Origin of the sequence: Dyadobacter luteus (assembly GCF_003383615.1) — a bacterium.
Classification (GTDB): Bacteria; Bacteroidota; Bacteroidia; order Cytophagales; family Spirosomataceae; genus Dyadobacter; species Dyadobacter luteus.
Genome location: NZ_QNUL01000011.1, coordinates 1 through 25982 on the forward strand (window position 1 = coordinate 1; position 25982 = coordinate 25982).

Genomic DNA, 25982 nt, shown 5'->3' on the forward strand with positions numbered 1-25982 from the left:
ATTCTCAATTTAATACTTTAGATATTTGATTTATTTAGTAATCAGCAAATTTCAAAACGAAGTTTTGAAATGCACCCTCCAACATCAGATCCAAACGAGCCAGAAGATAGGATGATACCCCCTTCTGTTAAAATTAACTCGTCATTAGAAAGACTTTCAAAGTCACTAAATATAGTCTCCATAATATTAAATTTAAGTTAAAAATAATTCAATTGGCTTGCAACCCTTCCTTAAAACTTGCCTTAAAGTCTTGCCAATCTGCAAGAACTTGGGCAGCAACAAAACCCCCAATAGCACCCCAAAATGCATTACCAGCTTCTATCTCTTGGAGTTCCGTATCATTCAACGGCAAACAACTGATCTCTTCTAAATCTAATGAAGTCATTGATACAAAATTTAAGATGAAAACAAAAATACCGAATGTCACCCATTACGTTGGCCAACGATTTTTTAAAGATGAATATGTAAATTTAATTCTGATCACTGAACTATAAATGCAGTCAATAAATAATTATGAAATTATTATGATTGTGTCAGTCAAAAATAAAACTCAACCCTACAAATATCACATTATACAAAAAATGTAACATCACAGCGAACCAAAATCCATACATTATCCGAATATACCCAAGTAAAAACCCAAGGGATGTTTGTGGAAGAGTAATTATCGGTAAGAAAATATTGTGAGCAGCATCAGGGTGAAAGTTATAAAAATGAATCCATCCAAATACTAATGAAGAAAAATAGTATAACCACTTAAAAAATGAAGCTTTACGAAATGGTCCGAGAAAGTACCGAAAAATACCTTCCTCGAGAATAGGAGCAAGTATCAGAGCCCCTAAAATTCTTTTCGACCAGCTCATATTTTTATCTACATGTTCGAGAGAATTAATTAAATGAATATTTTGCAAAAACGTGATGAGAGCAACTATACACAAGCATATTACAAAGGATAAGAAGAGATAATATACACCCACATCCCGTAGCTTACAACGCAGTGAAGTTGTATTATAGTCAGAAGCATCGGGATTTCTCACAAAGCTGGTAAACCTCAAAATCAGAAATTCTAGATGCTCTTTTTTAGTCTTTAAATTAAATTTCACAAATTGAATAATTTAAGATTTATATTCATTTCGATCTGTCCTCCATCAACTTTCAATTTTTCTTTATCTTCCAATTCCCTAAACCCAATATTAAACTCCACCTCTCTCTCATAATAATAGCTCCGCCTTACAGGACAAAAAGCAATAGGCCCTCCAAGCTCCCGCATCATACGAATGTATTCAAATATTGCTCTCTCAGATAAATTCAGCTTATTGGCCAGTTCCGAGGGAGAACCTGTTGCTTTTTTACTGATCAGCCGGTGCAACCGCTGAAGCCTATCAAAATACTTTGCAAGGTCCATTTCAGTTTGTAGATGTAGTGCGATGCAAGGTATTAATTTGGAATAAAAGGTGACCGCCTATTTGCTGGATAGTCTAATCGGATGTGGAATACATTAGGAGAACACGAAATCCCGGCACATTATGAAAGAATCAGGCGCCGCTCACTTTGGAATGAAGATTAGAAACGTGAGGTTATCAAAAGGATATAAGCAGGAGTATATTGCCCATCGAATCGGAATAGGCCAGGCGGGCTACAGCAAAATCGAGACGGGCGAAACAGCACTGACACTGGATAGGGCATTTGCTATTGCCAAAGCGCTTGATATGTCTTTGGTAGAACTCATTGAATGGCACCAGGAATAAAAATGGCCTGGTAAATGAATCTACCAGGCCATATAATAATATATTGATATTAGTTTCTTGGTGGTTTTCCACCGCTAAGTAATCCCTGCATCCTTTCCAGGGTTTTCTTTTCTCCGCAGAGCGACAGGAATGCTTCTCTTTCCAGATCCAGCAGATATTGCTCTGTAACCGGCTGTGCATAACTCAAATCTCCTCCATTGATCACATAAGCCAGTTTGTTGGCGATCTTCGCGTCATGATCGGAGATATAATTGGCAAGACGCATCTGAGATATTCCTGCCATAAAGAGTGCCATCCCGGCTTTTCCCTGTACTTTGATATCGTTGCGCTGCTTGGGCTGGGTATATCCATTTTCTGCCAGATCAATAGCGGCTTGTTTGGCTTCCGCAATCAACCGAGAGCGGTTGAGCACAATCTGATCTTTGTCCTGCAGATAATTCATCGCTTTCGCATCATGCGCCGAAGTAGACACTTTTGCTTGGGCAATATTCATAAATGCAGTCTGTAATATATTCAATTCCGTATCGCCGGCCTGGTACATATCCGAGCAGCGTAATGCCATTTCTTTTGTACCGCCACCGGCAGGAATAATACCCACACCAAATTCAACGAGTCCCATATACGTTTCCGCATGTGCCACTACTTTATCCGCATGTAAATTCAGCTCACAACCTCCTCCCAAAGCAAGTGTGTGCGGAGCCGTGACAACAGGAATGGATGAATAACGCGCGCGCATCATCGTTTGCTGGAACTGCGCAATCACCATATTAATTTCATCGAATTCCTGCTCAATCGCGAACATGAACAGCATTGCCAGATTTGCTCCTGCAGAAAATGCCTCGCTCGATTCATTTCCGATGACCAGTCCACGGAAATCTTTTTCAGCCAGACTGATTCCTTTTTGAATTCCTTCAATCACCTCTGAACCCATCGTATTCATCTTCGATTTGAATTCAAGGTTCAGAATTCCATCTCCAAGGTCATACAGATTGGCGCCTGCATTTTTCCACACGATCTGATCAGACAGGTTATTCAACAATATAAATCCTTCCTGTCCGGGAATTTGCTTGTACGACTGCGATGCGGCATCATAATATTGCCGCTTGCCTTTCTCTACTTTATAGAAAGATTCATGACCGGCAGCCACCATATCATATACCCATTTGGCCGGTTTCATTTCCTGCTGCTCCATAATAGCCAGCATATTTTTCAGACCAACGGCATCCCAGGTTTCAAATAATCCAAGTTGCCAGCCAAATCCTGCTGAAATGGCCTGATCGATTCTAAAAATTTCATCTGATATTTCAGGAATCCTGAATGACGCATATTTAAAAATATCAGAGAAGGTTTTTCTGTAAAATTCTCCCGCTTTGTCTTTCCCTGACAATAGAACTGAAAAGCGTTTCGGTACTTCACCGATTGCCTTAGTAGCTTCCAGCGTATCAAACTTCACTTTTCCTGAAGGCTGGTATTCCATGGTAGCAAAATCAAGCGCCAGAATCACAGACTTCCCTTTGTCATCCTTTACTTTTTTATAAAAACCCTGTCCTGTTTTGTCTCCAAGCCATTTGTTGTCGTAAAGCTTCTGCATCACGCCGGGCAAAATAAATGCATCGCGCGATTCATCCGTTTTTTCACCCGAAGCATACAAATTATTGGCAACATGTACGGTCGTATCCAACCCCACCACATCTGACAGTCGATAGGTACCTGATTTTGGTCTGCCTACAACCGGCCCGGTAAGTTTATCAATTTGATCCACACTAAGTCCCATCTCCTCAGCTGTACGTATGGTTTGTATCAAAGCGTAAATCCCCAATCTGTTCGCAATAAAGCCCGGTGTATCTTTACACAGAACCGTTGTTTTGCCTAAATACAGGTCTCCGTAATGCAGCAGAAAATCAATAATAGCCTGGTCTGTATCCGCAGTTGGAATGATTTCCAGTAAACGTAAATAACGGGGAGGATTAAAAAAGTGAGTTCCACAGAAGTTATTCCTGAAATCCTCGCTTCTTCCTTCAGCCATCAGATGAATGGGTATTCCGGAAGTATTGGAGGTGATGAGTGTACCTGGCTTCCGATACTGCTCAACCTTTTCAAAAAGGCTTTTCTTAATATCCAGCCTTTCCACGACTACCTCAATCACCCAGTCATAATTTTTGATATCCTGAAGATTGTCGTCGAAATTCCCCAGTTTAATCCGGGATGCAAAGCCGGGGCTGTAGAGGGACGCCGGTGTAGCTTTCAGTGTTTGCTGAAACGCATCATTGACAATCCTGTTACGAACTGCCGGATGCTCTGTTGTAAGCCCTTTGGCTTTTTCTATATCATTGGGCTCTTTCGGAACAATATCCAATAGTAAAACTTCCACACCAATATTGGCAAAATGGCATGCAATACGCGATCCCATGATGCCTGAACCTAAAACTGCTACTTTACGAATGGAACGATTCATTATCTAAAGATTTTGGTTATTAGGAATTATTTAGCTGTTAGCTCTGAGCTGTTAGCGTTTAGCTTCTTTCACTGTTATTTGTCGATCTGACAGCCGGTTTCCCGACTGTTCGCATAAGGCGATAATTGCATTACCGTTCAGCCTGATAATTATCATGCAGACCGGAGGTTCAGTTTCGTTCAGCCTGCTAAAAAGCATGCAGACCGGACTTTCAATTGTACCGTTCAGCCCGCCAAACGGCGTGCAGACCGGAGGTTAGATCTCTTCTTCCAGATCACCAGCTTTCAATTTCTGGTTCTCTTCCTCCACAATTTTGTTAATATCCTTTATTACCTCAAAAAATGTGACCAGCTTGTCAAGCGGTATTTTATCCCGCACCATTGTATTGAATGAAATTACCCCTTCCCTGGCTAACTCTCTTTTTTCTTTTCCGAGGTCTGTCAACATAATCCTGACGAAACGCTTGTCATTTTCGCTCACCTCACGCGTGATTAATCCACGCTCTTCAAGATTTTTAAGCATTCTTACCAGACTACGGGGTTCCATGCCCAGCAAAGGAGCTATCTTCGTCGCAGGTGTACCATTTTCAATGTCAATATTGAGTAGCACATAACCCACCGCCATGGTTGTATCAAACCGCGCAGCGTAGGCATTATACATTCTGGAAATAGAATGCCATGCCCATTTTATCTGGAAATCTATGGTTTTTTCCTTGCGCATATCTTGGATTTTATACGGTGTCAGAATCATTTGACCTATACACAAATGTAAGAAAAGACAGGAATATTATGCAAGCATACTAATTTTGTTGCATAAAAATAGCGCTGCAACATCGTGCAGCGCTATCAGGGAACCTTAATATTACTTTTCAGCAATCATTTTATCCATCAGTCCATTAAAATCTTCAACAAACTGATCATAATATTTACCTGTTCCGGGACCTGAGAATCCTGTATGAATCTCACGCACCTTTCCTTTTTTATCTATAAAAATAGTAGTTGGATAGGACATCACTTTATTCAACATGGGCAGCGCTTTTCCTGTAGCCTCATCGCTGTTGGTACCAGCCAGTAAAACAGGATACGTCATTCCAAATCTGTTAATCATTCTTTTCAGCTTAGGATTTGATACCTCAGGCTTATCTGAATGCTCAAATGCAAGTCCGATGATTTCGACACCACGATCTTTATTTTTCTTATACCATGGCGCCAGGAAGTTGGTTTCATCCATACAGTTGGGACACCAGGAACCTAATATCTGTATAATTACTACTTTATCCTTGTACTGCGGATCACTCAGAGAAACTGTTTTACCATCTGAATCGGGGAACGTAAAATCAACCTTATCAAATCCCGGTTTCAGGAAAGTCAGCTTTGTTGCATCAGGCAATTTGGCATCCGGATTAAGTTTCGCTGTCCAGGTTTTGTAGCCTTTCAATCCTGACCAGAGTTCTCCTTTTAATGTTCCGTCCGTTTGCAATGCAGCTTTGAACAGCATCGCATTGGACCCATCGAATGTGGATAAGTACAAACTATCGCCATTTATACTTCCATTCAAAAAACGATAATCTCCGGTTGGCGTCAGGAACGATCCCTGTACTGCACTTCCATTTTGTATAAAATTACCCACAGCAAGTGTTGAGTCGCCGGTAGCAGGATTCAGGAAAGTAGTAGACCATTTACCCGCCACGTTTTTCTCGCTCTTCGCAACGCCTTCTTTAAAGAAACGATGATTTTCTCCATACACCGCTTTAAAAGGCAGAGAGCCTACAACTACTCCTTCTTTGAGTCGGCTGTAAGTTCCGCTCAGCTTATCTCCATGCACAGCTGCTACAATTTCAGAATCGAAAAGCTCCATTGGAATATGCAGCGAATCATTCTCAAAATAAGCACTATCCAACTGAAGGCGCTCTTCGCCATTCACCGATACCACACTATATGTTTTGTTGTCCGGGTTTTGACTTATTTCCAAAAGTATAGGTAGCTCTTGCCCATCACGCAACAATGTGGCCCGCCAGTTTCCTGCTTTCAAGGTTTGATCAGCAGAAGAATTACATGCCGCGACGGACATCATAGCCAAAAAACCAGCTACATAATTTATTACTCTCATATTCAAATATTTGAATTAAAATTGCAGTTCGGGTTCAAAAATTAATTCCTCCCATAACAGCCATTCCTACGCCTTAAAATTATTAAGTTTGTAACTGCCTCTTGGCAAGAAATAGTTCCTACGCACGTTGCTTTTAATAAATGGAGTCTCAAAGTACTTACCACGAACCAGTCATGCTGTCAGAATGCCTGTATGGACTGAATATCCGGCCTGATGGAATATATGTAGATGTTACCTTTGGCGGTGGCGGACATTCGCGTGCCATTCTGAACAGGTTGACGACCGGTAAGCTTTTCGTTTTCGATCAGGATCCGGATGCTGCTGCGAATGCGGAAGAGTTCAAAGATGACGAGCGGTTCACATTTATTGCTGCCAACTTTCGTCATTTGAAACGTTATCTGCGTCTTCACAAATCAGGTCCGGTGGATGGTATCCTGGGTGACCTGGGCGTGTCATCACACCAGATCAATACCCCTGAACGCGGCTTTTCAACCCGCTTCGATGCTGACCTGGACATGCGTATGAATCCGCATACAGAAAAAACAGCCTGTGAAGTACTGAATGTGAGATCGGCAGCTGAATTGCAGCGAATTTTGGGTATGTATGGAGAAGTACATAACGCCCGCACCGCAGCAGAAGCCATTTTTTCTGCACGCCACAATTCCCCGATTGAAACCATCAACGATCTGAAAGGTATCCTACTCCGGTATGCACCAAAGCACAGGGAGAATAAATATTTTGCTCAGGTATTTCAGGCATTACGGATTGAAGTGAACGATGAGTTGAAAGTGTTGGAGGAATTCCTGACACAGGCTCCGGAAGTGCTGGCTGAAAACGGAAGACTTGTTGTAATGTCCTACCATTCTCTGGAAGACAGGCTCGTCAAGAATTTCATACAAAAAGGAAAGTTTGACGGAGAGGTCGAAAAAGACTTTTATGGCAACGAAATAAAGCCATTACGTGCCGTGACGAGAAAGCCAATTGAGGCCACAAAGGAAGAGGTTACCAGAAACCCCCGAGCTCGCAGTGCCAAATTACGAATTGCAGAAAAGTAGGCTTTGAAGCCAACATATTCGCATACACAGACCATCAACAACGATAAGAGATGTCGGAAAACAAGAAAAGACCGAAACCTATTCCCCCAAAGCAAAAGAAGCCGAAAAAGGAATACAGCCTTTTCAACTGGCTTAACCGATTTTTACCACTTGATAAGGTTTTTGGAGAAAAAATACCCGGACAAGAAGAGCGCGTCCCGGTCAAATATTTCTATTACTTCGGATGGGTCGTTATCCTGCTGGTGGTATATGAGCGGATCGGCTTTGAGTCGGAGAGCTATGTCCGTGAAAGTATCAAACTCAAAAAAGAGGTTGATGACCTTCGGGCGGAATACACCTCTATTCATGCTGAATACATGAAGGGAAAAAGACAATCCGTAGTGATTGACAAAATGAAAGAAGCAGGGTTGGAGGAAAACCTTACGCCGCCCAAAAAGATCATCATTCGTAAGGAAGAATAATCCTTACCAATACTATTACGGATTCCAGTATATCGATTGCCAAATTCATGAAGAACGACGTAGAAAGCGGTCAAAATAATAAAAAAGCGCTGATCAACCGGGCACGGGTGGTTGGCTGGGCCTTGGTAGGGCTGGCAATTCTGGTATTTATCAAACTGATACGTGTCCAGTATTATGATACTTTTAAAGGTAAAACCTGGGCGGAATATTCAGTGAAGAATGACCTGAAACTGGATACGATTCCGGCTATGAGGGGTAACATTTATTCCCGGGATAATAGTTTGCTGGCTACCTCACTGCCCTATTACTATATCGGTTTGGATACCAAGGTGGCCGACTCTACTTATTTCTCCGAGCATATTGACCAGCTATCTAATTTGCTTTCCAAAAGCTTTGGAGAAATGACTGCGTCTCAGTACAAAACCAAAATTCTGCGTTACAGAAAAAGCAAAACCAAACGATATTTGAGACTTAAGGCCAGAGAAATAAGCCATCTTGATAGAGAGAAAATTAAAAAATGGCCATTTTTCGAAAAATCAAGAAAAGGAGGAGGCGGAAAATTCGAAACCATTTACAAACGTTACAAACCCTTTAGTCCGATGGCCGACAGAACCATTGGAGGTACGGATCCTAAAAGCGGGAGAGGTTATATCGGTATAGAAGCCAGTTTTGACAAAAAACTGGAAGGTAAGGCTGGTATCGGCTGGATAGAAAAAGTAGAGGGCGGTATCAAAATTCCCGTTGGTGATGCTCTGAACGTCCAACCTGAAGCAGGAAGGGATATTTATACAACCCTGGACATGAATTATCAGGATATGACGGAAATTGCACTTCGTCGTAAACTGACTGAAATGGATGCTGATTTTGGGTCTGTGGTGATTATGGAAGTAGCTACCGGCGAAATCAGAGCGATGGCCAATCTTACCAAACGCTCCAACGGTAAGTACGAAGAGGTTTTCAACTATGCGCTGGCAGGAAGCAATGACCCGGGATCCACTTTCAAACTCGCCACTATGATGGCTATTCTGGAGGAAACTGGTATTGATCCTGACAAAGTGATGGTGAACACAGGTTCTGGTTCGCTGCGTTTCCGTAACCATACCATTAAAGATGCACACCGTGGAGGTTTTGGAAATATTACTGCTTCTCAGGTGGTTGAAAAATCGTCCAACATCGGGACCGTATTGCTGATGCAGAGGTATTTTGCAAACAAACCTGACAAATACCTGGGTTACCTTAAGAAATTCAATCTCACTTCACCGACGGGTATCCATATGAAGGGAGAAAAACCTCCGTTGATCAGAGATCGAAGTTCTAAATTGTGGAGTAACTATTCCATGTACTTTATGGCCCACGGCTATGAAATGCAGATGACTCCGCTACAAACCCTGACTTTCTACAATGCTGTTGCGAACGATGGCTACTGGGTACGCCCGATGCTGGTGAGAGAGGTACGTAGTGCTGAAAAAATAGAGGACAAAATGGAGCCTTACACACAAGAAACACCAATAGCCTCTCCGGAAACAATCAGGAAAGTGAAAAAGATGTTGGAAGGTGTAGTAGCCAATAGTCTTACAAAAAGTGTAAAACAGGATCTTTACCGGATTGCCGGAAAAACCGGTACGGCTCGTAAGCTGATCAATGGTGTTTATACGGAAGGTAAAAACTATACTTCTTTTGCTGGATATTTTCCTGCCGACAAACCCAAATACAGCTGTATTGTGATCATTGATACCCCAAAGAGCTCGGGGGCTGATTACACCCGCTATGCAGGAAGTGTGGCTGCACCGGTCTTCAAAGAGGTTGCTGACAGAATATATGCCTACGACGTATCGATCCAGAAACCGGTAAGAGACTCTATTCCCGAGGCTGCGCATGATGTAAAGTGGGCTGGGAAGTCTTCAGATCTTCGTGTAATTAATGAAAAACTTCGTTTACCGGCATTGCCTGTAGACTCCGACTATGCAGTGGGAACGATAGCGAATAAAAACAAACCTCGCTTCAAATCCTTGCAGGTCAATTCCAGAGACGTTCCGGATCTTGCCGGACTTCCCCTCAGAGATGCACTTTACCTGCTGGAAAACAGAGGTTACCGCGTTACTTTCAAAGGATCCGGGAAGGTGGTCGAACAATCTATTGCTCCGGGCGTAAACCGAACCGGAGTTAAAACAATCCTATTAACATTACAGTAAGAAGTCATATATGGAAGCTGGTCAGGGAAAATCCTTAGCTACACTTGTTGCAAATATTGAAAAACTGGAAATTACAGGTTCTTCGGATGTTACGATTCAAAGTCTGATACTGGACTCCCGGAAGGTTACAACAGGCAGTTTGTTTATCGCACTGAGAGGTACGCAGACAGATGGCCATCAGTTTATAGCGACTGCAGTCAAAGCGGGAGCCACAGCTATTTTGTGTGAAGAACTGCCTGACCAAATCAGTTCCGATGTCACTTATGTCAAAGCGGCGGATTCTGCTCAGGTAATGGGGCTGATAGCATCAACATTCTACGGAAATTCTTCTGAAAAACTGACACTTGTAGGAGTAACCGGAACAAACGGAAAGACGTCTGTAGCAACATTTCTTTTCCAGCTTTTCAGAAATCTGGGGTATCGTTGTGGCCTTTTATCGACTGTGCAGAATCAGGTAGAAGATGAAGTAATTCCATCAACGCATACAACACCTGACGCTATCGCTCTCAACCATTTGCTGGCAACAATGCTCGAAAAAGGCTGTTCTCATGTTTTTATGGAAGTGAGTTCACACGCCGTTGCACAGCACAGAATATCCGGTTTACACTTCGCTGGCGGTATTTTTACCAATATCACTCACGACCATCTCGATTTTCACAAAACCTTTGACAATTACATCAAGGCAAAAAAAGGTTTCTTCGATCAATTGCCGAAGTCTGCCTTTGCACTGGTCAATGTGGATGATCGTCGCGGCTCAGTGATGGTTCAGAACACGAATGCTCGTGTGGAAACATATTCACTGCAAACGCTGGCTACGTACAAAGGGAAAATGATTTCCGATACACTTGCAGGAATGCATATGGAAATCAACATGCGTGAAGTGTGGTTCAGAGTAATTGGCCGTTTCAATGCCTATAATTTGCTGGCTGTGTATGGTGCAGCAGTATTATTGGGAGAAGATCCGGAGGTAGTTCTTACTGAACTTTCAATTCTGAAAAGTCCTCCGGGAAGATTTGAGCAATTTCATTCAGCAGATCATATTGTCGGTATTGTAGACTACGCACATACACCTGATGCGCTGGAGAATGTCCTGCAAACCATCACCGAACTTCGGAATGGCAATGAAAAAGTGATCACGGTTGTAGGATGCGGCGGAAACAGGGATGCTGAAAAACGTCCAAAAATGGCAGCAATTGCATGTAAATTCAGCAACAGGGTGATACTGACATCAGATAATCCCCGTTTTGAAGATCCCAACGACATTCTTGCTCAAATGCAGAAAGGAGTGCCTCCGCTGGACTATAAAAAAACGAGCGTGATCGAAGATCGTAAGGAAGCCATTTTTACTGCCTATTCAGAAGCAGGACCGGGAGATATCATTCTGATTGCAGGGAAAGGGCATGAAAACTACCAGGATATAAAAGGCGTTAAACATCACTTTGACGACAAGGAAATATTGATAGAAGCATTTGGCAATTATCCGAAAAGCTAACCAACACGGATCTCTCAGCAGTTCAAAACCTGATTTAAGGTTTTCAGGTTTAAAAATTGATGATTTGTTTAAGCTAAATATAGCGACAGTTTTTGTGTAGTCTGCGAAAAGACGCAACTTTGCAGCCGTCACCCCAATTTCTGTTTCATGTTATATTATCTATTCGACTACCTTGACAGACATTTTAATATACCCGGAGCTGGTGTATTTCAATATATCTCTTTCAGGGCACTGGGCGCTACTGTACTTTCCCTTGTAATCGCTGCTACTTTTGGCAAGTGGATTATTGAATTTCTGAGAAAAAAACAGATGGGGGAAACGATCAGGGATTTGGGACTTGCCGGACAAATGGAGAAAGCAGGCACCCCTACTATGGGTGGTTTTATCATACTTGCCTCTCTGCTGATTCCCGTACTTCTTTTTGCAAAACTGACCAATGTCTACATCGTACTACTGATCATCACAGCCTTATGGACAGGACTGATCGGATTTATAGATGACTATCTCAAAAAGTTCAAGAACAACAAAGACGGACTTCACGGAAAATTCAAAATTGCCGGCCAAGTTGGACTTGGATTGATCGTCGGACTTACACTGTCTTTTAATGACAACGTAAAAATCAGAGTATACGAGCAACCGATTTTCAACTCTACGGTTGGTGAGGTACAACGGTACAGGGATATTGTGCATCCTACTGTTACTACAATTCCGTTTATTAAGAATAATGAGTTTGATTATAAAACTTTGCTATTTGGCTGGTTACCTGAGGAATACACGTGGATTATTTATACGCTCATCGCCATTGTGATTATTACCGCCATCTCCAACGGAGCCAATATTACCGACGGAATTGACGGACTTGCCGCCGGTGTCTCGGGTATTATTGTATTAACTCTTGGAGTATTGGCCTATCTTTCGGGAAACACCAAATTCTCTCAATACCTCAACATCATGTATATCCCCAATTCGGGAGAGCTGGTAATTTTTTGTGCAGCGTTGATAGGAGCCTGTGTCGGGTTTTTATGGTACAATGCGTATCCTGCCCAGGTATTTATGGGCGATACCGGGAGTTTGATGTTAGGGGGAGTTATAGCAGTGGTAGCACTTGCAATTCGTAAAGAATGGCTGATTCCAGTGTTGTGCGGTATTTTCATTGCAGAAAATATCTCCGTCATTATGCAAGTGAGCTATTTCAAATATACGAAGAAACGGTTCGGAGAAGGCAGGCGGATTTTACTCATGTCACCTCTGCACCACCATTATCAGAAGAAGGGAATTCACGAAGCCAAAATCGTTACCCGCTTCTGGGTTGTAGGTATCATCCTGGCGATACTCACACTGGCAACTCTGAAATTAAGATAAAGGGGGGGTGAATTAAAAGTTAAGAATTAAGAATGAAAAGTGATAAGCAAGTATACTCTCCATTCTTAATTCTTAATTCTTAATTCTTAATTCTTAATTCTTAACTCTTAACTCTTAATTCTTAACTCTTCATCGATTCCTATCGTCCCACCTGCTCGCTGTATCTCCTTGGATCATAGCCTTTGGCAAATAGGGGGTATTGGTCAAAAATACGCCTTACGACACTACGGTAGTGATTATTTGTATTTTCTGCTCCTTTAAAAATACCTGAAGCATATCCTCTCCATACTACCTGATCACTTTCTGCATCAATCAGAGAAACGATAAGCGTCCCTTTATCCAGTGCATATTTGATTGGCTCGTATCTGAATCCGTCATTTTCGGTATCTACCCAGTTTTTAATAACCGGCTGCATATATCCCTGATAACGCAGATTGTCGTAGAAGATCCCGTAATTTACCAATAAGGTGGGTTTATCCGCAGTAAGCTTATATCCTCGCACCTGCATCTGCCGTCTTATGGCTTCATATATTTCGGTACAGAGATTATTGGTATCCCGCTCACATTCAAGGAAAGTATAGGAGGAATAATCTTTAAAGTTGGTCTCATAACTGTAATCGTGCTCCACAAACACTTTACGACCACCAGAGCAACCTGCAAGCAATACAACTACTATTGCAGCAACATACGGTTTAATAGACTTTAACATAAGCATTTCATTTTTGTCAGGTTATAAAAATGTATCCAATCATTCATTCCCTCAAAAACTCCAACAGCTTATGCCTTGCTACACCGTACTAACCCATGTAATAAGCTATTGCTTTACGCATTTCGGACAGAGAGACCACAATGTCATAGGCACAGCTGCCTGCGCCTGTCAACAATGAAAAACGAATCTCGCTCCCTCTGTTCTTTTTATCCTGCCGTGTGAGTGATACAATCGCATCCACCTCTTCCGGCATTATTTTCACCTTTCCGTAAGTGGCAAAAATAAATTCTTCAATGTTACTCAATGTTTCTGTATCGATCATTCCTCTTTTGAATGACAGATAGCTCTCCATGATCATACCCACAGCAATGGCTTCTCCATGGAAAAGCCTCTGTGCCGGTGCTTTAGCCAAAAAATGAGTTTCTACAGCATGTCCCAGCGTATGTCCGAAGTTCAATATCTTTCGCAGCCCTTTCTCTGTAGGATCCTGGTCTACAACTCCCTGTTTTATTTTTACCGAATGCGATATCAGATCCATCCAGTTCTGATCCTCAAAATCAATTGTACTGATCTCTTTCCATTTAGCACCGTCGGCGATCAGGCAGTGTTTCACGATTTCTGCAAAGCCGGACCGTATTTCTCTTACGGGTAAAGTATTTAGAAAAACAGGATCAATCAATACAGTTTTAGGAATATTAAAAACACCTAAATGATTTTTAAGGCCCTGAAAATCAACTCCAAGCTTCCCTCCTACACTGGCATCTACCTGCGATAGTAAAGTCGTCGGGATTTGTATAAAATCTATACCTCTTTTGTAGACAGCTGCGCAAAATCCACCCATATCACCAATCACTCCACCACCAATGTTCACTACCAGAGCATGCCTGTCAAGTTCTTCGCGGGTCATCGCATCCCAAATCGTCTCACAGGTCGAAAGCAGTTTGAATTTTTCCCCACTGGCAACCGACACAATCTTATGAGGTGGCAGTGCTGCCTTAATCAAAGGATAACAATGCTTCTTTGTATTGTTATCCGCAATTACGAATACTTTTGAATAGTTTGCTGAACTGATGAAACTTACTAAACTCTCCTGAATTGGTGCAATTACTACCGACTGATTCATTACTTGATAATTGAGACAATGCCCGTCAGATATACGACTTACGTTGTCTGTTGGATGTACTACTGAAAAATTAAAATTTTACTGTTAAAGGTACACATTATTAGGAAAGTACGATCCCGCATTTGTGAAAATAATTACCCGCTCCCCGCTGGTTAACACCCAACTGTATTGTGCCAACAACACTTTATGTATGATCAGAATTACAACCGTTATGTCTTCCAATTTTCAATTACTTACTTCCAATACAACCTATATACGCTCTTTCCATCTTTCCTGAAAAGCCTGTGAGGCACTTATTCTATTTATGAAAGTGCCATCATTTTCCTGTTTTATTTTCGTAAAATTGCGGCTTTGTACAGTATCTTACAGCCTGATCCTTTATCGATCTGTTTTAAAAATCATCTCAATCCATGAGTACTCCACTTATTTCAGGAATCCAACAAGTAGGTGTTGGCGTTCAAAATGTGCCAGCGGCATGGCAGTGGTACCGCCAGGTACTGGGTTTCGACGTACCCGTTTTTGACGACAAAGCTGAAGCTCCTTTGATGACCCCATATACCGGAGGCAAAGTACATCAGCGCCATGCAGCATTGGCCATTAACATGGCTGGTGGCGGTGGATTGGAAATCTGGTCATTTACGAGCCGCGTTTCTCAGCCGGTTGGTTTCAAAATGGAGTTGGGAGATTTAGGAATAAATGCCATTCGTTTCAAAGCTCCGGATGTGAAGAAAGCACATGAGCATGTTAAGAGTAAATCGAAAGAAGCAGTAGGCCCGCTTGTAGCATTACCTGAAGGCGAAGGATTCTGGGGAAGCGATCCTTACGGCAATATATATCAGATCACGAGCGACACTTCATGGTTTCAAAAAACAGGACATCCTGTTGGCGGAGTCTCAGGTGTGGTAGTCGGCGTCTCGGATATCAACAAGGCACTGCTGTTTTACAGTAACCTGCTTGATCCTATGGAGATGGTTTATGACAAAACGGGCGTATTCGAAGATTTGCCTACCTCTATTGCAGGTCAGCGCTATCGCAGAGTTTTACTAAGAAAAAAATTCACTCCGGTAGGTGCATTTTCCAAGCTTTTAGGAAATATACAGATTGAACTTCTGCAGGCCCTGGATCGCACTCCTAAAAAACTTTTCGAAAACCGTTATTGGGGCGACTGCGGATTTATCCACCTATGCTTTGATACATTGGATATGCCGGCGCTGAAAACGAAAATTGAGTCAAAAGGATATCCATTTACCGTCGACAGTGAAGAATCATTTGGTATGGAATCAGCAGCCGGACGTTTTGCCTATGTAGAAGATCCGGACGGGACACTCATTGAACTTGTTGAAACGCATAAATTACCTATTCTCAAAAAAATAGGATGGTTTCTGGATATACAAAAACGCAAAAATCAAAAACCACTTGGCGACTGGATGCTGAAACTGCTCAGTCTGAACCGGGTGAAAGACTGAAAAAAACAGAGAGGGTGTCTCAAATCAAAATTGGGGTACCCTCTTTTTGTTGTGCAGTCTTTTATGATTATTTAGCTTTTATGAAGTTCTATTAAAAGCTCAGGGTACTGGTAGTTGAATTGTGTAATAAAAAGCCCTTCTAAGCGGCTTTTTTTCTGATATTCTGCGCGATTGCAAGCAATCCCCACTCAATCTCAACTTTTTGCTTACCGCGGAGCATAAACCTGCGGAAACCGTGGTTACCTTTTATATTACCGAAGACTGGTTCTACATCAAAACATCGCTTCTTTCGTTTTTCAATACCCTCCTCACTTTTCAACAGTTCATCTGCCTGCTTTTTCAGTCTTTCCAGATTGACATTGACCTGGATGATTCTTTCACCTTTCGATTTGTGACAGACACCGTTCAACGGACATCCCTGACAATTAATCGCCTTGTAGAGCCTGGCCGTTTGTTCAAAACCTGTCACTGTTTTGCGTCTGCTATTACCTACATAACGCATTTTCTGACCCATCGGACAGATATAATGATCTGCTGCTGCGTTGTAAAAAAGCTTGTCTGCACTGAATGGGTGCTTGCTATTATAATTGCGGCTTTGACGCTTATCAAAGAGGCCATACTTCACATAAGCCGTTACATTTTTCCCTTCCAGTAAGGTGTAATTTTCTTCGGATCCATAGCCAGCATCAGCGGTTATACATTTTGGCGCAGCACCAAAGCTGTTTTCATGCTGCTCAATGTGCTCTGCAAGTGTATTGGTATCGGTCGTATTAGAATGGATTGAGTAATTTACGATAAACTGGTTGGAGGTAGATATCTGAACATTGTAAGCCGGTTTTAACTGGCCATTCTTCATGTGATCTTCTTTCAAACGCATAAATGTAGCATCCGGATCTGTTTTGCTGTAGCTGTTGCGCTCACCTAAAATAGCCTCTTGCTTTTCGTAGCGTTCGATATTGGCAGGATAATGCTTAGTCACATATCCAAGTTTAGCCCTCATCTTTTTGTCCAAATTGCCCTTCCCGCTTAGTACCTGATTAAGCTTATCAACGGTCTGCTGGACTTTTTCCTTGTTGATCGTAGTCAGGTCTGGTGGATCAGGCAGGTTATCTTCACTGGCAGCAACGCTCTGGGCGTATTCCCATATATGTGCCAGTTGCTTTTTCATCTTTTCCTTATTGGTCGCAATGGCTTTTTTCCAGACGAAAGTATATTTATTGGCACTGGCTTCAATTTTAGTACCATCTGTATACACTTCCTCAATACTCAAAAAGCCTTCCACAGCAAGTAGCTCGACTACCTGTTCAAAAACAGCGCGTAAGGCATTTTTCAAACGTACCCCACGGAACCGGTTGATCGTATTGTGATCGGGATAGCTCATCGAACTCAAAAACATGAAGTAGATACTCTCCTTACATGCCGCTTCTAACTTTCTACTCGAATAAATGTTGCTTACATAACCATACACAAGCACTTTCAAGAGCATCTGAGGATGATAACTCGAAGAGCCGGTTGTATGATAGGCGGCGTTGAGAGGCTCTAGACTGATCTTGTTAATAACATCGTTGACCACACGACAAGCGTGATCTTTGGGGATTAACTCCTCTAAACTTGGAGGTAAAAGCATCAACTGATGCTGATTATAAGGTTTGAAAGTAGGTTGTTGGCGGCCCATTTTTCCTGATTTGCTTATATCTAAAGATAATCAAATTCAGAAAAACAAACAATCAGATAAACATAAAACGAGGGTGCCTTTTTGAGACACCCTCTCTGTTTTTCATAAGTATATGTTTCCTTAATACTTACTTCCCGCCCAGGCCAATAATGGCAAACCAGCAAATAAGATAAGTCCTGCTTTCAATCCTCCGAAAATCCCTGCTATGATGGCTAGTAGCACAACGAGTAGTGGGTATATATACACAAGCATACCAAACAACACAGAATCATAAAACACTGATCTGGCAGTAAGCTTAGCTGATTTTTTAACAAAAAACTGGTAAAGAGGCTGATGAATAACACGCCCTGCTATTCCTAAGAATTGCTGCAGAGGATTAGGCTTTTTCTGAATAGCCGGACCTCCGAAAAAGCGATCCAACTCCTGCTGTCTTTCTGATCGAGAAAGATCCGGAGATAATGTTAATATTTCAGCATTCATTCGAACATCCAAAATTTCATTAAACTCCCGTAACCATTTTTCGTATTCATCCGGACTAGTACTGATATCGGTCTGCTTAATTCCCCTTCCAAAATTCAGAGCAACTCTTTTTCCGGGTCCTCTGAAATGTTCATAATTCAGTCCTGTCGGTACCACTTCCATTGTAGGCAACGCATCTTCGCCGTACCAGATATGGTGCGCCATACGGGCAGTTCCTTTACCAAGAGGTCGCAGGCGCCATTCGTTCACACATACCCCTTCTGAAAATACCACTACTGAATCGCCCTTCTTAAGTGCATCATGACTTTCCTTTGTAGTTACGTCATGATTCTTGACATATTGCCTTCCTTCCGACCCACGAAAAACCGGAATCAGGTTGATTTGCCGTAACCAGAAAGCCGCAGCTGGCTTTTTGAATACATCCCCTCGGGTAAGTGTGTGAATGGGTTGATCCAATACAGAACCAATTACCACCGCATCAAAGAAAGAATCGGGGTGATTAGAAGCCAGCAAAAATGGGCCCCTGCCAGATGCGTTACCAGCATTTTTAACAATCAAACGGCGCAAAAAAATGGGTAGCGCCAGACGAATAAGGTATCGGGAGAAATAATACAACAAAATATCGGATGGTCAGTTTTGCGCAAAATTAAATCAAAAGATCGGGAATTGCAGTCAAACCTGATAATGGTACTTGACAGCTACTGGATTCAATCCTGAAATTTCATGTGATTATTTCATTTTAATCATTTACTTTAAAGATGCATTTAGCCATCCTATATGAGTTTAGTACCTTTGTCGGGAATAAAAGTCCCTTAAAATACAGTATTCGGGCATAAACCCCAACCATCATTACAATGCGTTTAAAAGATTATCCGGCAATTATCAGAAAGGCCTGGGAAGGGTTTGACAGTTCCATTGATGTAAAATTTGTTGAAGATATCAGTGCCAGAGTTTCGACCAATCACGTTTTCAGAGTCACTCTGGATAATGACGATGTTGTGATCGCCAAACTTTCCTATTTTGGGAAATACGAGCATTTCAAAGAAGATCACCGCATCATACAAACATTGGCTAACAATCTTCTGTATCCTTACGAAAATGTGTTGGCCAGATCCCTGATGAAAAATAATCAGGTATATACTTATCGTTATCAGGAGGATTTTGTGGATACCTGGGTAGTTTTTTATAACCCGATCCGGGCAATGAACAGGCTTCCAAGAAGACTCAATGAGGATCAGATCCGGCAACTGGGGAAGGAAGCGGCGAAGTTTCACCTGGCCAGTTTCAGGGCTGGAAAATCAATTCCAAAGTCTTCCAAAAACCTGAGAACAGACATTCAGCATTTACTGGATATTCTGGAAACGGACACCGGACAGTACGAACATCGTGGCTACATTCATATTCTAAAAAAACAGTGCGATGTATTTTTGAAGAATATCCAGCGGCTCAATGTAAGTGGCTTTGACCTCATGCCCGTTTTTGTTGACTGGAATATTGGCAATTTTTCTGTGACTGATGACCTTAAGTTTTTCTCCCGTTGGGATTACGACTGGTTCAGGGTATCCTCCCGAATCATGGATTTTTACTTCTTCAGCAGAGTCGTTTCCAATGTTGGCGACCGTACCGTATTCAGTTACCTGATGAGTACGCTTACCGAAGACAGGTTCATGATTTTTCTCGAAGAATACCACAAAGTATACCCGCTTACAGAACGTGAAGTTCGGTTTATCAAGGAAGCGTACCGCTTCTTTATTCTCAACTATGTGATCAAATACGGAAAATATTTCTTCCACCGGTCGTATTGCACCAAGCTTCAGAAAGAGGCGTATGAACTTTACTTTCCGTCTATTGAGGGTTTTGACGAGGACAAAATCCTGAAGCACCTCAATCTGATATAACACCAATTCTATTCACTCCTAAGATACTGACACATGATACTGGACAATTTCAAATCTGTAGTTTCCAAATACGATGTTATTTTTTTCGATGCATTCGGCGTGTTGAAAACCTACAACGGACTCATTCCCGGAATAGAAAATACGTTTGCGTATCTGAGAGAAACCAATAAAGATTTTTATGTAGTTACCAATGATGCTTCCAGAAGTCCTGAACAGCTGGCAGAATCATATGTAAAATTGGGTATTAACGACGTCACACCCGATCGCATTATATCCTCAGGAATGCTCGCAAGGGAATATCTCGACTACAAAGTCCGGGATGGGGTGGTGGCATATCTGGGCACAGACAATTCAGCGCATTACATAGGTACTTCAGGCCTGAAAACTTTGTCAATCCGTGAGCTTGACCTGAATACAGTTGGAGATGTTAATGCGCTTGTTTTTCTGGATGACGAAGGTTTTGATTGGAATACAGATTTGACCAAAACACTTAATCTGCTGCGAAAAAGAAACATTCCTGTCATTGTGGCGAATACGGATAAAACCTATCCGGCTTCGAAAAGCAGGCTATCCATTGCCGTGGGAGCGTTGGCCAAAATGATTGAAGATACGATCGGCAGGCAGTTTATCCGGTTCGGCAAACCGGATCCGCAAATGTTCATTTTTGCTTATCAGCATATCAAAAACTATCCGAATGTTGACAAACGCTCGATTCTGATGGTGGGAGATACATTGCAGACGGATATTTTGGGTGGAAATAAATTCGGGCTTGATACCGCCCTAGTACTGACCGGAAATACACAAGCCGAAGATGCAGAAGTACGTATCAGAGCAACCGGAATCATCCCTACGTATATCTGCGTATCGGCTGTAGTAGAATGATAATCAACACTTTTGCTTTTCACAAAATGTTTTAATTTTACCTTCAATTCTTACACTCAATTTCATTCATCAACAATCATTAACACATGCTAGCTAAAACCTTTGGAAGTGCCGTCTACGGTGTGGACGCCAATATGATCACTATTGAAGTGACTGTAGGGCAAGGACTTGGATTCTTTATGGTAGGTCTGGCAGACAGTGCCGTAAGGGAAAGTCAGCAGCGGGTGGAAGCCTCTCTGAAATATTTCGATTATAAGATGCCACGGCAGAAAATAGTTGTCAACTTGGCGCCGGCAGATATCCGAAAAGAGGGCTCAGCGTATGATTTGCCCATCGCATTGTCTATCATGAAATCTTCAGAACAGCTTACAAGCGCGAAAGAACTCGAAGATTATGTGATCATGGGCGAACTTTCTCTTGATGGTATATTGAGACCCATAAAGGGAGTTTTACCTATTGCGATTGAAGCAAGGAAACAGGGATTCAAAGGTTTTGTCTTGCCTGTCGAAAACGCCCATGAAGCCGCCATTGTCAATAACATTGATATCATTCCAGTCGAAACACTTGAAGATGCTATCGGTTTTTTTGAAGGAACTAAAGAAATAGCGCCGCTTATAGTAGATACACGTGATCTTTTCTTCACCAGTCAAAACGAATATGATGCCGATTTTGAGCATGTTCAGGGACAGGAAAATATCAAAAGAGCACTGGAAATTTCTGCCGCCGGTGGACACAATGCCATTATGATTGGCCCTCCCGGAGCCGGAAAAACCATGCTGGCTAAGCGTATCCCAAGTATACTTCCACCCTTGACATTGCCCGAGGCGCTGGAAACAACCAAAATTCATTCGGTTGCCGGTAAACTTGGAAAGCGCGCAACACTCGTTTCCCGCCGTCCCTTCCGCTCTCCTCACCACTCCATAAGTGATGCGGCCTTGGTTGGTGGAGGTAGTTTCCCTCAACCCGGAGAAATATCACTCGCGCACAACGGTGTCCTTTTTCTGGATGAATTACCTGAATTCAAAAGGACAGTGCTGGAAGTAATGAGACAACCTCTGGAAGAACGCCGGGTAAGTATTTCAAGAGCCAAAATGGCGGTAGAGTTTCCTGCCAACTTTATGCTGATCGCCAGTATGAATCCTTGTCCGTGTGGATACTATAACCATCCTGAAAAAGAATGTGTCTGTGGACCCGGTGTTGTTCAGAAATATCTTAACAAAATCAGCGGACCTCTTCTGGATAGAATTGACCTTCATGTGGAAGTTACACCGGTGTCTTTCGATCAGATTGCTTCAACACGTAAATCGGAGAGTAGCCAGCAGATTCGTGACAGGGTGATCAAAGCCCGGGAGCGACAAACCGAACGTTTCAAGGATAAAAAGGATATCTATTCCAATGCCATGATGACACCGGAAATGGTGAAAGAAATATGCGTGATCGGAGATCCGGGTAAAGCTTTGCTCCGAACTGCTATGGATAGATTGGGACTTTCGGCCAGAGCCTACGACCGTATTCTGAAAGTATCACGTACCATTGCAGATCTGGCCGGAAGCGAGGATATCAAAGTAGAGCACCTTGCTGAGGCGATTCAGTATAGAAGTCTGGACAGGGAAAACTGGGCAGGTTAACATGCTGTTTTAGCCCGATACCTTTTGAATATCTGCCAGGATTTAAGGATTTTCATTTTGAAATGGTAAAAAATGAACATTGTGCATGCCTTGAAACACAAATCATTATCTTTGCGGCTCTTTCTAAAAAACAATAAAACATTAAGAACGTGAACAACAATACTTCGCTGATTTGGAACATCGTACTTACGCTTGCTGTTGCGGTGTTATTCTTTTTACACTTTTCAAACAAACCTGAGGCAGGCTCAGCGGTAGTCGATGGACAAGTTGTTCCGGGCCGTCGTACAGTTTATGTTCAGGTTGACTCACTCCTGACTAACTATGATTTCTTCAAGGAGACCAAAAAAGAATTGGAAAACAAAAACTTCCAACTTGAAAATGAATTGAATACAAAAGGAAGATCTCTTCAGAACGAAGTGGCTTTTTTCCAGCAAAAAGCACAAACAATGACTCCTGAGCAAGCACGTTCAACGGAGGCGCAATTGATGAAAAAACAGCAGGATCTTGTTGCTTACCGCGATCAGGCTGCACAAGCATTGGGACAGGAAGAAGCGAAGAAGAATGAGCAGCTTTACAAAAACATTCGTTCTTACATCGAGAAATACAACAAAGAAAATGGCTACGAATACGTTCTGGGTTACTCTTTGGGTGGCGGAATTTTGTTTGCAAACCCTTCTCTGGATGTAACTCAGAAAATCATCGAAGGTCTGAACAAAGAGCACGCAGCATCTGGCGGAGCAAAAGCGGATACTACTGCTAAGAAATAATATCCAGCTTTATAGTCATATAGACATTGAGTTTAAAAAACGAGGTGCCCTATCGGGTGCCTCGTTTTTTGGTTAACAGAGATACCTTTTATAGCTTTTCAAACAGCGCATCCATTTGCACTTCATTTTGCACCAGGCTAAGCTTGTATTCATTTGGCCTTGTTCCAAATGTTGTAATCATTGTCAGAAATAATGCTTTTCTTGTTTTAGTCCTTTCTCTGAACACATTAAGTTTTTCCTGAAGGTCAGAAGCATATCGTTTATCAATAACGAAGTCCGCAATTGAGAACTTCATTTCACAGATATTGATACAAAAATCCTGTCTGTCAATAACCAGATCAATCTGACTTCCTTGCTCATCTTTGCTCCCAACATAGCGCCACCCTGACTCTTCAGTATACACACCTGATATTCCCAAAGCTTTTTTGATTTGCGCAGTATGTTTCAGACAAATACCTTCAAATGCAGTCCCACTCCAACTCTTCCAGGAAGCTGTTGCTGATTGTTTAATCCACGTTCCCATCCCTAAGGCTTTACTTCCTTCCATAAATTTTAGGTAGAATCTGGAGAACTCGTCAGAAAGTTTGTAAATGTTCTCTTTCGATATTTTATCAAAAGGAACATAAGACATAATGAATCCTGATTCAGAAAGCTCTTCGAGTAGTTTTGTGATTGCTCCGCCGGATGTTAATTTATTGGCTTCAATTATTTCGCTGCGCGTTAATCCGGAAGGCTTCCTGCCTAGTGCCCGTACTACTGCAACATGTTTTTCAGAATGCTCAAACAGCGAGCTGTATAGATTTTCAAACTCATTTTTCAGCATTCCGTCTTTACTAAAACACAAACGGTCCACAACTTGGGCTGCACTTTCTCCAGGCTTCACATTTTTCAGATAATGCGGAATCCCACCCAGAACCATATACAGCTGCAATAACTGATAACGATCCAGATTTATTCGTTTGCTATGTAGATACGCTTCTGTTTCATTCAGCGTAAACGGAAGCAATCTGATTTTTTGTGTAATCCTTTTATGCAACCCTCCTCTATTATTAATTATTTTCCGGATCATCCACGATGCTGCTGAACCGCAAATTACTACAACAAGATTATTCTGCCTGCTAGCCCATGAATTCCAGAAATGCTCAAATGCTGCCAGAAAACCTGATTTCCGAGAGTCGATCCAAGGAAATTCATCAAAGAATATCACAGACTTTTGTTTTTTTAGCAGCGGGGTTATGTATGTTTTCAAAACTTCAAAAGCCTGTATCCAATTGAACGGTATGGCTAGTGGAATTTTCGCTTTTGAAGCAGAGGTAAGCATATTGCCGAAATTTTCTAACTGTTCCCGCATAGTACTATTATACATACCTGAAAAATCGAACAATAACCGGTCCGCATATACATTATGGATCAGGAAAGTCTTACCAACCCTTCGCCTGCCATATACAGCTATAAGCTCTGCCTCAGTACTTTGCAAAGCCTGTTTCAGTATTCCTATCTCCGTTTCGCGACCAACCACCATGTTTTATAATTTTTATAAGTAGCCAAAAGTACAAATATTAACACAATTTTGGCTACTTATAAAAATTTATATCTAGCCAAAACCATATAAAAAGATATAGTTCTGGCTAGATATAAATTTTACAAAAAAATCTAAAACAAAAAAAGAGGTGCCGATTCAACGACACCTCTTACTCAAATCTTTAATTTATAGGAACTTATACGTTCGATGACGACAATTTAGCTCCGATATATTCACGGTTCATACGAGCGATATTCTCCAGACTGATCTCCTTTGGACATTCAGCTGCACAGGCACCTGTGTTCGTACATGCTCCGAATCCTTCCGCATCCATTTGCGCTACCATTTTCTCTGCACGCATACTTCTTTCTGCCTGTCCCTGCGGAAGCAATGCCAGCTGAGATATTTTAGCAGATACGAAGAGCATCGCAGACGCATTTTTACATGCCGCTACGCAAGCTCCACATCCGATACAAGCAGCTGCAGCAAAAGATTCATCCGCATCTACTTTCGGAATAGGCAGGCTGTTTGCATCCTGGGCGTTACCAGTGTTTACAGACACGAAACCACCTGCAGAAATTACTCTGTCGAAAGCATCACGATCTACAACCAAATCCTTGATCACCGGGAAAGCCTCTGCACGCCATGGTTCTACAACGATAGTATCTCCATCGTTGAAAGAGCGCATATGAAGCTGGCAGGTCGTAACACCTCTCAAAGGTCCATGAGGCTGTCCATTGATATACATCGAACACATTCCGCAAATACCCTCACGGCAATCGTGATCAAAGGCAACCGGTTCTGTTCCTTTTTCTATAAGTTGTTCGTTAAGAACATCGAACATTTCAAGAAACGACATATCCGGAGAAACTCCATCCAGACTGTAATCTTCGAAACCTCCATTTGTATTGCTATTGCTTTGTCTCCAGACTTTAAGCTTAATATGCATGTTACCTGC

General features: G+C 42.0%; 23 protein-coding genes. 11 read left to right on the forward strand and 12 right to left on the reverse strand.

All coding sequences use genetic code 11. The features are described from left to right. Positions 1-208: 208 nt before the first annotated feature. The 3 genes from DSL64_RS28960 to DSL64_RS14505 form a co-directional block, all read right to left on the reverse strand. On the reverse strand, positions 209-385 hold the full coding sequence (locus DSL64_RS28960) for a hypothetical protein (RefSeq protein ID WP_158547925.1): 177 nt from the start codon (positions 383-385) through the stop codon (positions 209-211). 148 nt (positions 386-533) lie between these two features. Continuing rightward, the gene (locus DSL64_RS29550; RefSeq protein WP_374755833.1) at positions 534-863 is read right to left on the reverse strand and encodes a CPBP family intramembrane glutamic endopeptidase; all 330 of its coding nucleotides are present in this window, start codon (positions 861-863) and stop codon (positions 534-536) included. A gap of 236 nt (positions 864-1099) precedes the next feature. Further along, positions 1100-1405: an HTH domain-containing protein gene (locus DSL64_RS14505; RefSeq protein ID WP_115831640.1), complete on the reverse strand. Its 306-nt coding sequence runs from the start codon at positions 1403-1405 to the stop codon at positions 1100-1102. A gap of 121 nt (positions 1406-1526) precedes the next feature. Between DSL64_RS14505 and DSL64_RS14510 the strand changes: the two genes are divergently transcribed. After that, the gene (locus tag DSL64_RS14510; RefSeq protein WP_115831641.1) at positions 1527-1748 is read left to right on the forward strand and encodes a helix-turn-helix domain-containing protein; all 222 of its coding nucleotides are present in this window, start codon (positions 1527-1529) and stop codon (positions 1746-1748) included. Positions 1749-1797: 49 nt separating this feature from the next. Here the strand turns inward: DSL64_RS14510 and DSL64_RS14515 are convergent, their stop codons facing one another. The 3 genes from DSL64_RS14515 to DSL64_RS14525 all read right to left on the reverse strand — a co-directional run bounded on the left by DSL64_RS14515 (position 1798) and on the right by DSL64_RS14525 (position 6312). After that, positions 1798-4203, reverse strand: coding sequence for a 3-hydroxyacyl-CoA dehydrogenase/enoyl-CoA hydratase family protein (locus DSL64_RS14515; RefSeq protein ID WP_115831642.1), 2406 nt, complete (start codon positions 4201-4203; stop codon positions 1798-1800). A gap of 255 nt (positions 4204-4458) precedes the next feature. Then, entirely contained in the window at positions 4459-4923 is a 465-nt protein-coding gene (locus DSL64_RS14520; protein WP_115831792.1) for a MarR family winged helix-turn-helix transcriptional regulator, read from the reverse strand. Positions 4924-5064: 141 nt separating this feature from the next. Beyond that, positions 5065-6312 carry a peroxiredoxin family protein gene (locus tag DSL64_RS14525; RefSeq protein ID WP_115831643.1) on the reverse strand — a complete coding sequence of 416 codons (1248 nt, stop codon included), beginning with the start codon at positions 6310-6312 and terminating at the stop codon, positions 5065-5067. Between the two features lie 140 nt (positions 6313-6452). On the opposite strand from DSL64_RS14525, the gene rsmH reads away from it, so the two are divergent. The 5 genes from rsmH to mraY all read left to right on the forward strand — a co-directional run bounded on the left by rsmH (position 6453) and on the right by mraY (position 12874). Next, the gene (gene rsmH / locus DSL64_RS14530) at positions 6453-7367 is read left to right on the forward strand and encodes a 16S rRNA (cytosine(1402)-N(4))-methyltransferase RsmH (RefSeq protein WP_115831644.1); all 915 of its coding nucleotides are present in this window, start codon (positions 6453-6455) and stop codon (positions 7365-7367) included. A gap of 50 nt (positions 7368-7417) precedes the next feature. Further along, positions 7418-7828 (forward strand): FtsL-like putative cell division protein, encoded by a 411-nt coding sequence (locus tag DSL64_RS14535; protein ID WP_115831645.1) that lies wholly within the window; start codon positions 7418-7420, stop codon positions 7826-7828. A 47-nt stretch (positions 7829-7875) separates the two neighbouring features. After that, on the forward strand, positions 7876-10020 hold the full coding sequence (locus DSL64_RS14540) for a PASTA domain-containing penicillin-binding protein (protein WP_115831646.1): 2145 nt from the start codon (positions 7876-7878) through the stop codon (positions 10018-10020). A 10-nt stretch (positions 10021-10030) separates the two neighbouring features. Next, a complete protein-coding gene (locus DSL64_RS14545) occupies positions 10031-11512 on the forward strand; it encodes a UDP-N-acetylmuramoyl-L-alanyl-D-glutamate--2,6-diaminopimelate ligase (protein WP_115831647.1) in 1482 nt (493 codons plus the stop codon). A 147-nt stretch (positions 11513-11659) separates the two neighbouring features. Continuing rightward, entirely contained in the window at positions 11660-12874 is a 1215-nt protein-coding gene (gene mraY, locus DSL64_RS14550) for a phospho-N-acetylmuramoyl-pentapeptide-transferase (RefSeq protein WP_115831648.1), read from the forward strand. A 139-nt stretch (positions 12875-13013) separates the two neighbouring features. On the opposite strand, the gene DSL64_RS14555 is transcribed toward mraY, so the two are convergent. Continuing rightward, positions 13014-13589 carry a DUF4136 domain-containing protein gene (locus DSL64_RS14555; protein ID WP_115831649.1) on the reverse strand — a complete coding sequence of 192 codons (576 nt, stop codon included), beginning with the start codon at positions 13587-13589 and terminating at the stop codon, positions 13014-13016. An 82-nt stretch (positions 13590-13671) separates the two neighbouring features. Continuing rightward, entirely contained in the window at positions 13672-14706 is a 1035-nt protein-coding gene (gene aroB / locus DSL64_RS14560; RefSeq protein ID WP_115831650.1) for a 3-dehydroquinate synthase, read from the reverse strand. 410 nt (positions 14707-15116) lie between these two features. Here aroB and DSL64_RS14565 point away from each other — a divergent pair, with 410 nt between their 5' ends. Beyond that, positions 15117-16172 carry a VOC family protein gene (locus tag DSL64_RS14565; protein WP_115831651.1) on the forward strand — a complete coding sequence of 352 codons (1056 nt, stop codon included), beginning with the start codon at positions 15117-15119 and terminating at the stop codon, positions 16170-16172. A gap of 139 nt (positions 16173-16311) precedes the next feature. Here DSL64_RS14565 and DSL64_RS14570 read toward each other — a convergent pair whose 3' ends face one another. Both DSL64_RS14570 and DSL64_RS14575 read right to left on the reverse strand, forming a co-directional pair. Further along, entirely contained in the window at positions 16312-17847 is a 1536-nt protein-coding gene (locus DSL64_RS14570; RefSeq protein WP_115831652.1) for an IS1182 family transposase, read from the reverse strand. A gap of 120 nt (positions 17848-17967) precedes the next feature. Next, positions 17968-18894 carry a 1-acyl-sn-glycerol-3-phosphate acyltransferase gene (locus DSL64_RS14575; protein WP_229217095.1) on the reverse strand — a complete coding sequence of 309 codons (927 nt, stop codon included), beginning with the start codon at positions 18892-18894 and terminating at the stop codon, positions 17968-17970. A gap of 287 nt (positions 18895-19181) precedes the next feature. On the opposite strand from DSL64_RS14575, the gene DSL64_RS14580 reads away from it, so the two are divergent. The 4 genes from DSL64_RS14580 to DSL64_RS14595 all read left to right on the forward strand — a co-directional run bounded on the left by DSL64_RS14580 (position 19182) and on the right by DSL64_RS14595 (position 23502). Then, positions 19182-20225 (forward strand): aminoglycoside phosphotransferase/kinase family protein, encoded by a 1044-nt coding sequence (locus DSL64_RS14580; RefSeq protein ID WP_115831654.1) that lies wholly within the window; start codon positions 19182-19184, stop codon positions 20223-20225. Between the two features lie 33 nt (positions 20226-20258). Then, positions 20259-21107, forward strand: coding sequence for a TIGR01459 family HAD-type hydrolase (locus DSL64_RS14585; RefSeq protein ID WP_115831655.1), 849 nt, complete (start codon positions 20259-20261; stop codon positions 21105-21107). Positions 21108-21193: 86 nt separating this feature from the next. Beyond that, positions 21194-22735 carry a YifB family Mg chelatase-like AAA ATPase gene (locus DSL64_RS14590; protein ID WP_115831656.1) on the forward strand — a complete coding sequence of 514 codons (1542 nt, stop codon included), beginning with the start codon at positions 21194-21196 and terminating at the stop codon, positions 22733-22735. A 149-nt stretch (positions 22736-22884) separates the two neighbouring features. After that, the gene (locus DSL64_RS14595; protein WP_115831657.1) at positions 22885-23502 is read left to right on the forward strand and encodes an OmpH/Skp family outer membrane protein; all 618 of its coding nucleotides are present in this window, start codon (positions 22885-22887) and stop codon (positions 23500-23502) included. 88 nt (positions 23503-23590) lie between these two features. Here the strand turns inward: DSL64_RS14595 and DSL64_RS14600 are convergent, their stop codons facing one another. Together DSL64_RS14600 and DSL64_RS14605 are read right to left on the reverse strand one after the other, a co-directional pair. Further along, entirely contained in the window at positions 23591-25024 is a 1434-nt protein-coding gene (locus tag DSL64_RS14600; protein WP_115831658.1) for an AAA family ATPase, read from the reverse strand. Positions 25025-25220: 196 nt separating this feature from the next. After that, complete coding sequence (locus DSL64_RS14605) at positions 25221-25973, reverse strand: succinate dehydrogenase/fumarate reductase iron-sulfur subunit (RefSeq protein ID WP_199539402.1); 753 nt, start codon at positions 25971-25973, stop codon at positions 25221-25223. Between the last annotated feature and the right edge of the window lie 9 nt (positions 25974-25982).

What these genes read in the sequence shown, in the direction of transcription:
- DSL64_RS14585 (WP_115831655.1), top strand. Translation starts at nt 20,259, where the DNA reads ATGATACTGGACAATTTCAAATCTGTAGTTTCCAAATACGATGTTATT.
- DSL64_RS14535 (WP_115831645.1), top strand. Translation starts at nt 7,418, where the DNA reads ATGTCGGAAAACAAGAAAAGACCGAAACCTATTCCCCCAAAGCAAAAG.
- DSL64_RS14590 (WP_115831656.1), top strand. Translation starts at nt 21,194, where the DNA reads ATGCTAGCTAAAACCTTTGGAAGTGCCGTCTACGGTGTGGACGCCAAT.
- DSL64_RS14555 (WP_115831649.1), bottom strand. Translation starts at nt 13,589, where the DNA reads ATGCTTATGTTAAAGTCTATTAAACCGTATGTTGCTGCAATAGTAGTT.
- DSL64_RS29550 (WP_374755833.1), bottom strand. Translation starts at nt 863, where the DNA reads ATGAGCTGGTCGAAAAGAATTTTAGGGGCTCTGATACTTGCTCCTATT.
- DSL64_RS14565 (WP_115831651.1), top strand. Translation starts at nt 15,117, where the DNA reads ATGAGTACTCCACTTATTTCAGGAATCCAACAAGTAGGTGTTGGCGTT.
- DSL64_RS14605 (WP_199539402.1), bottom strand. Translation starts at nt 25,973, where the DNA reads ATGCATATTAAGCTTAAAGTCTGGAGACAAAGCAATAGCAATACAAAT.
- DSL64_RS14510 (WP_115831641.1), top strand. Translation starts at nt 1,527, where the DNA reads ATGAAAGAATCAGGCGCCGCTCACTTTGGAATGAAGATTAGAAACGTG.
- rsmH (WP_115831644.1), top strand. Translation starts at nt 6,453, where the DNA reads ATGGAGTCTCAAAGTACTTACCACGAACCAGTCATGCTGTCAGAATGC.
- DSL64_RS14570 (WP_115831652.1), bottom strand. Translation starts at nt 17,847, where the DNA reads ATGGGCCGCCAACAACCTACTTTCAAACCTTATAATCAGCATCAGTTG.
- DSL64_RS14600 (WP_115831658.1), bottom strand. Translation starts at nt 25,024, where the DNA reads ATGGTGGTTGGTCGCGAAACGGAGATAGGAATACTGAAACAGGCTTTG.
- DSL64_RS14580 (WP_115831654.1), top strand. Translation starts at nt 19,182, where the DNA reads ATGCGTTTAAAAGATTATCCGGCAATTATCAGAAAGGCCTGGGAAGGG.
- DSL64_RS14525 (WP_115831643.1), bottom strand. Translation starts at nt 6,312, where the DNA reads ATGAGAGTAATAAATTATGTAGCTGGTTTTTTGGCTATGATGTCCGTC.
- DSL64_RS14545 (WP_115831647.1), top strand. Translation starts at nt 10,031, where the DNA reads ATGGAAGCTGGTCAGGGAAAATCCTTAGCTACACTTGTTGCAAATATT.
- DSL64_RS14505 (WP_115831640.1), bottom strand. Translation starts at nt 1,405, where the DNA reads ATGGACCTTGCAAAGTATTTTGATAGGCTTCAGCGGTTGCACCGGCTG.
- DSL64_RS28960 (WP_158547925.1), bottom strand. Translation starts at nt 385, where the DNA reads ATGACTTCATTAGATTTAGAAGAGATCAGTTGTTTGCCGTTGAATGAT.
- mraY (WP_115831648.1), top strand. Translation starts at nt 11,660, where the DNA reads ATGTTATATTATCTATTCGACTACCTTGACAGACATTTTAATATACCC.
- DSL64_RS14520 (WP_115831792.1), bottom strand. Translation starts at nt 4,923, where the DNA reads ATGCGCAAGGAAAAAACCATAGATTTCCAGATAAAATGGGCATGGCAT.
- DSL64_RS14540 (WP_115831646.1), top strand. Translation starts at nt 7,876, where the DNA reads ATGAAGAACGACGTAGAAAGCGGTCAAAATAATAAAAAAGCGCTGATC.
- aroB (WP_115831650.1), bottom strand. Translation starts at nt 14,706, where the DNA reads ATGAATCAGTCGGTAGTAATTGCACCAATTCAGGAGAGTTTAGTAAGT.
- DSL64_RS14515 (WP_115831642.1), bottom strand. Translation starts at nt 4,203, where the DNA reads ATGAATCGTTCCATTCGTAAAGTAGCAGTTTTAGGTTCAGGCATCATG.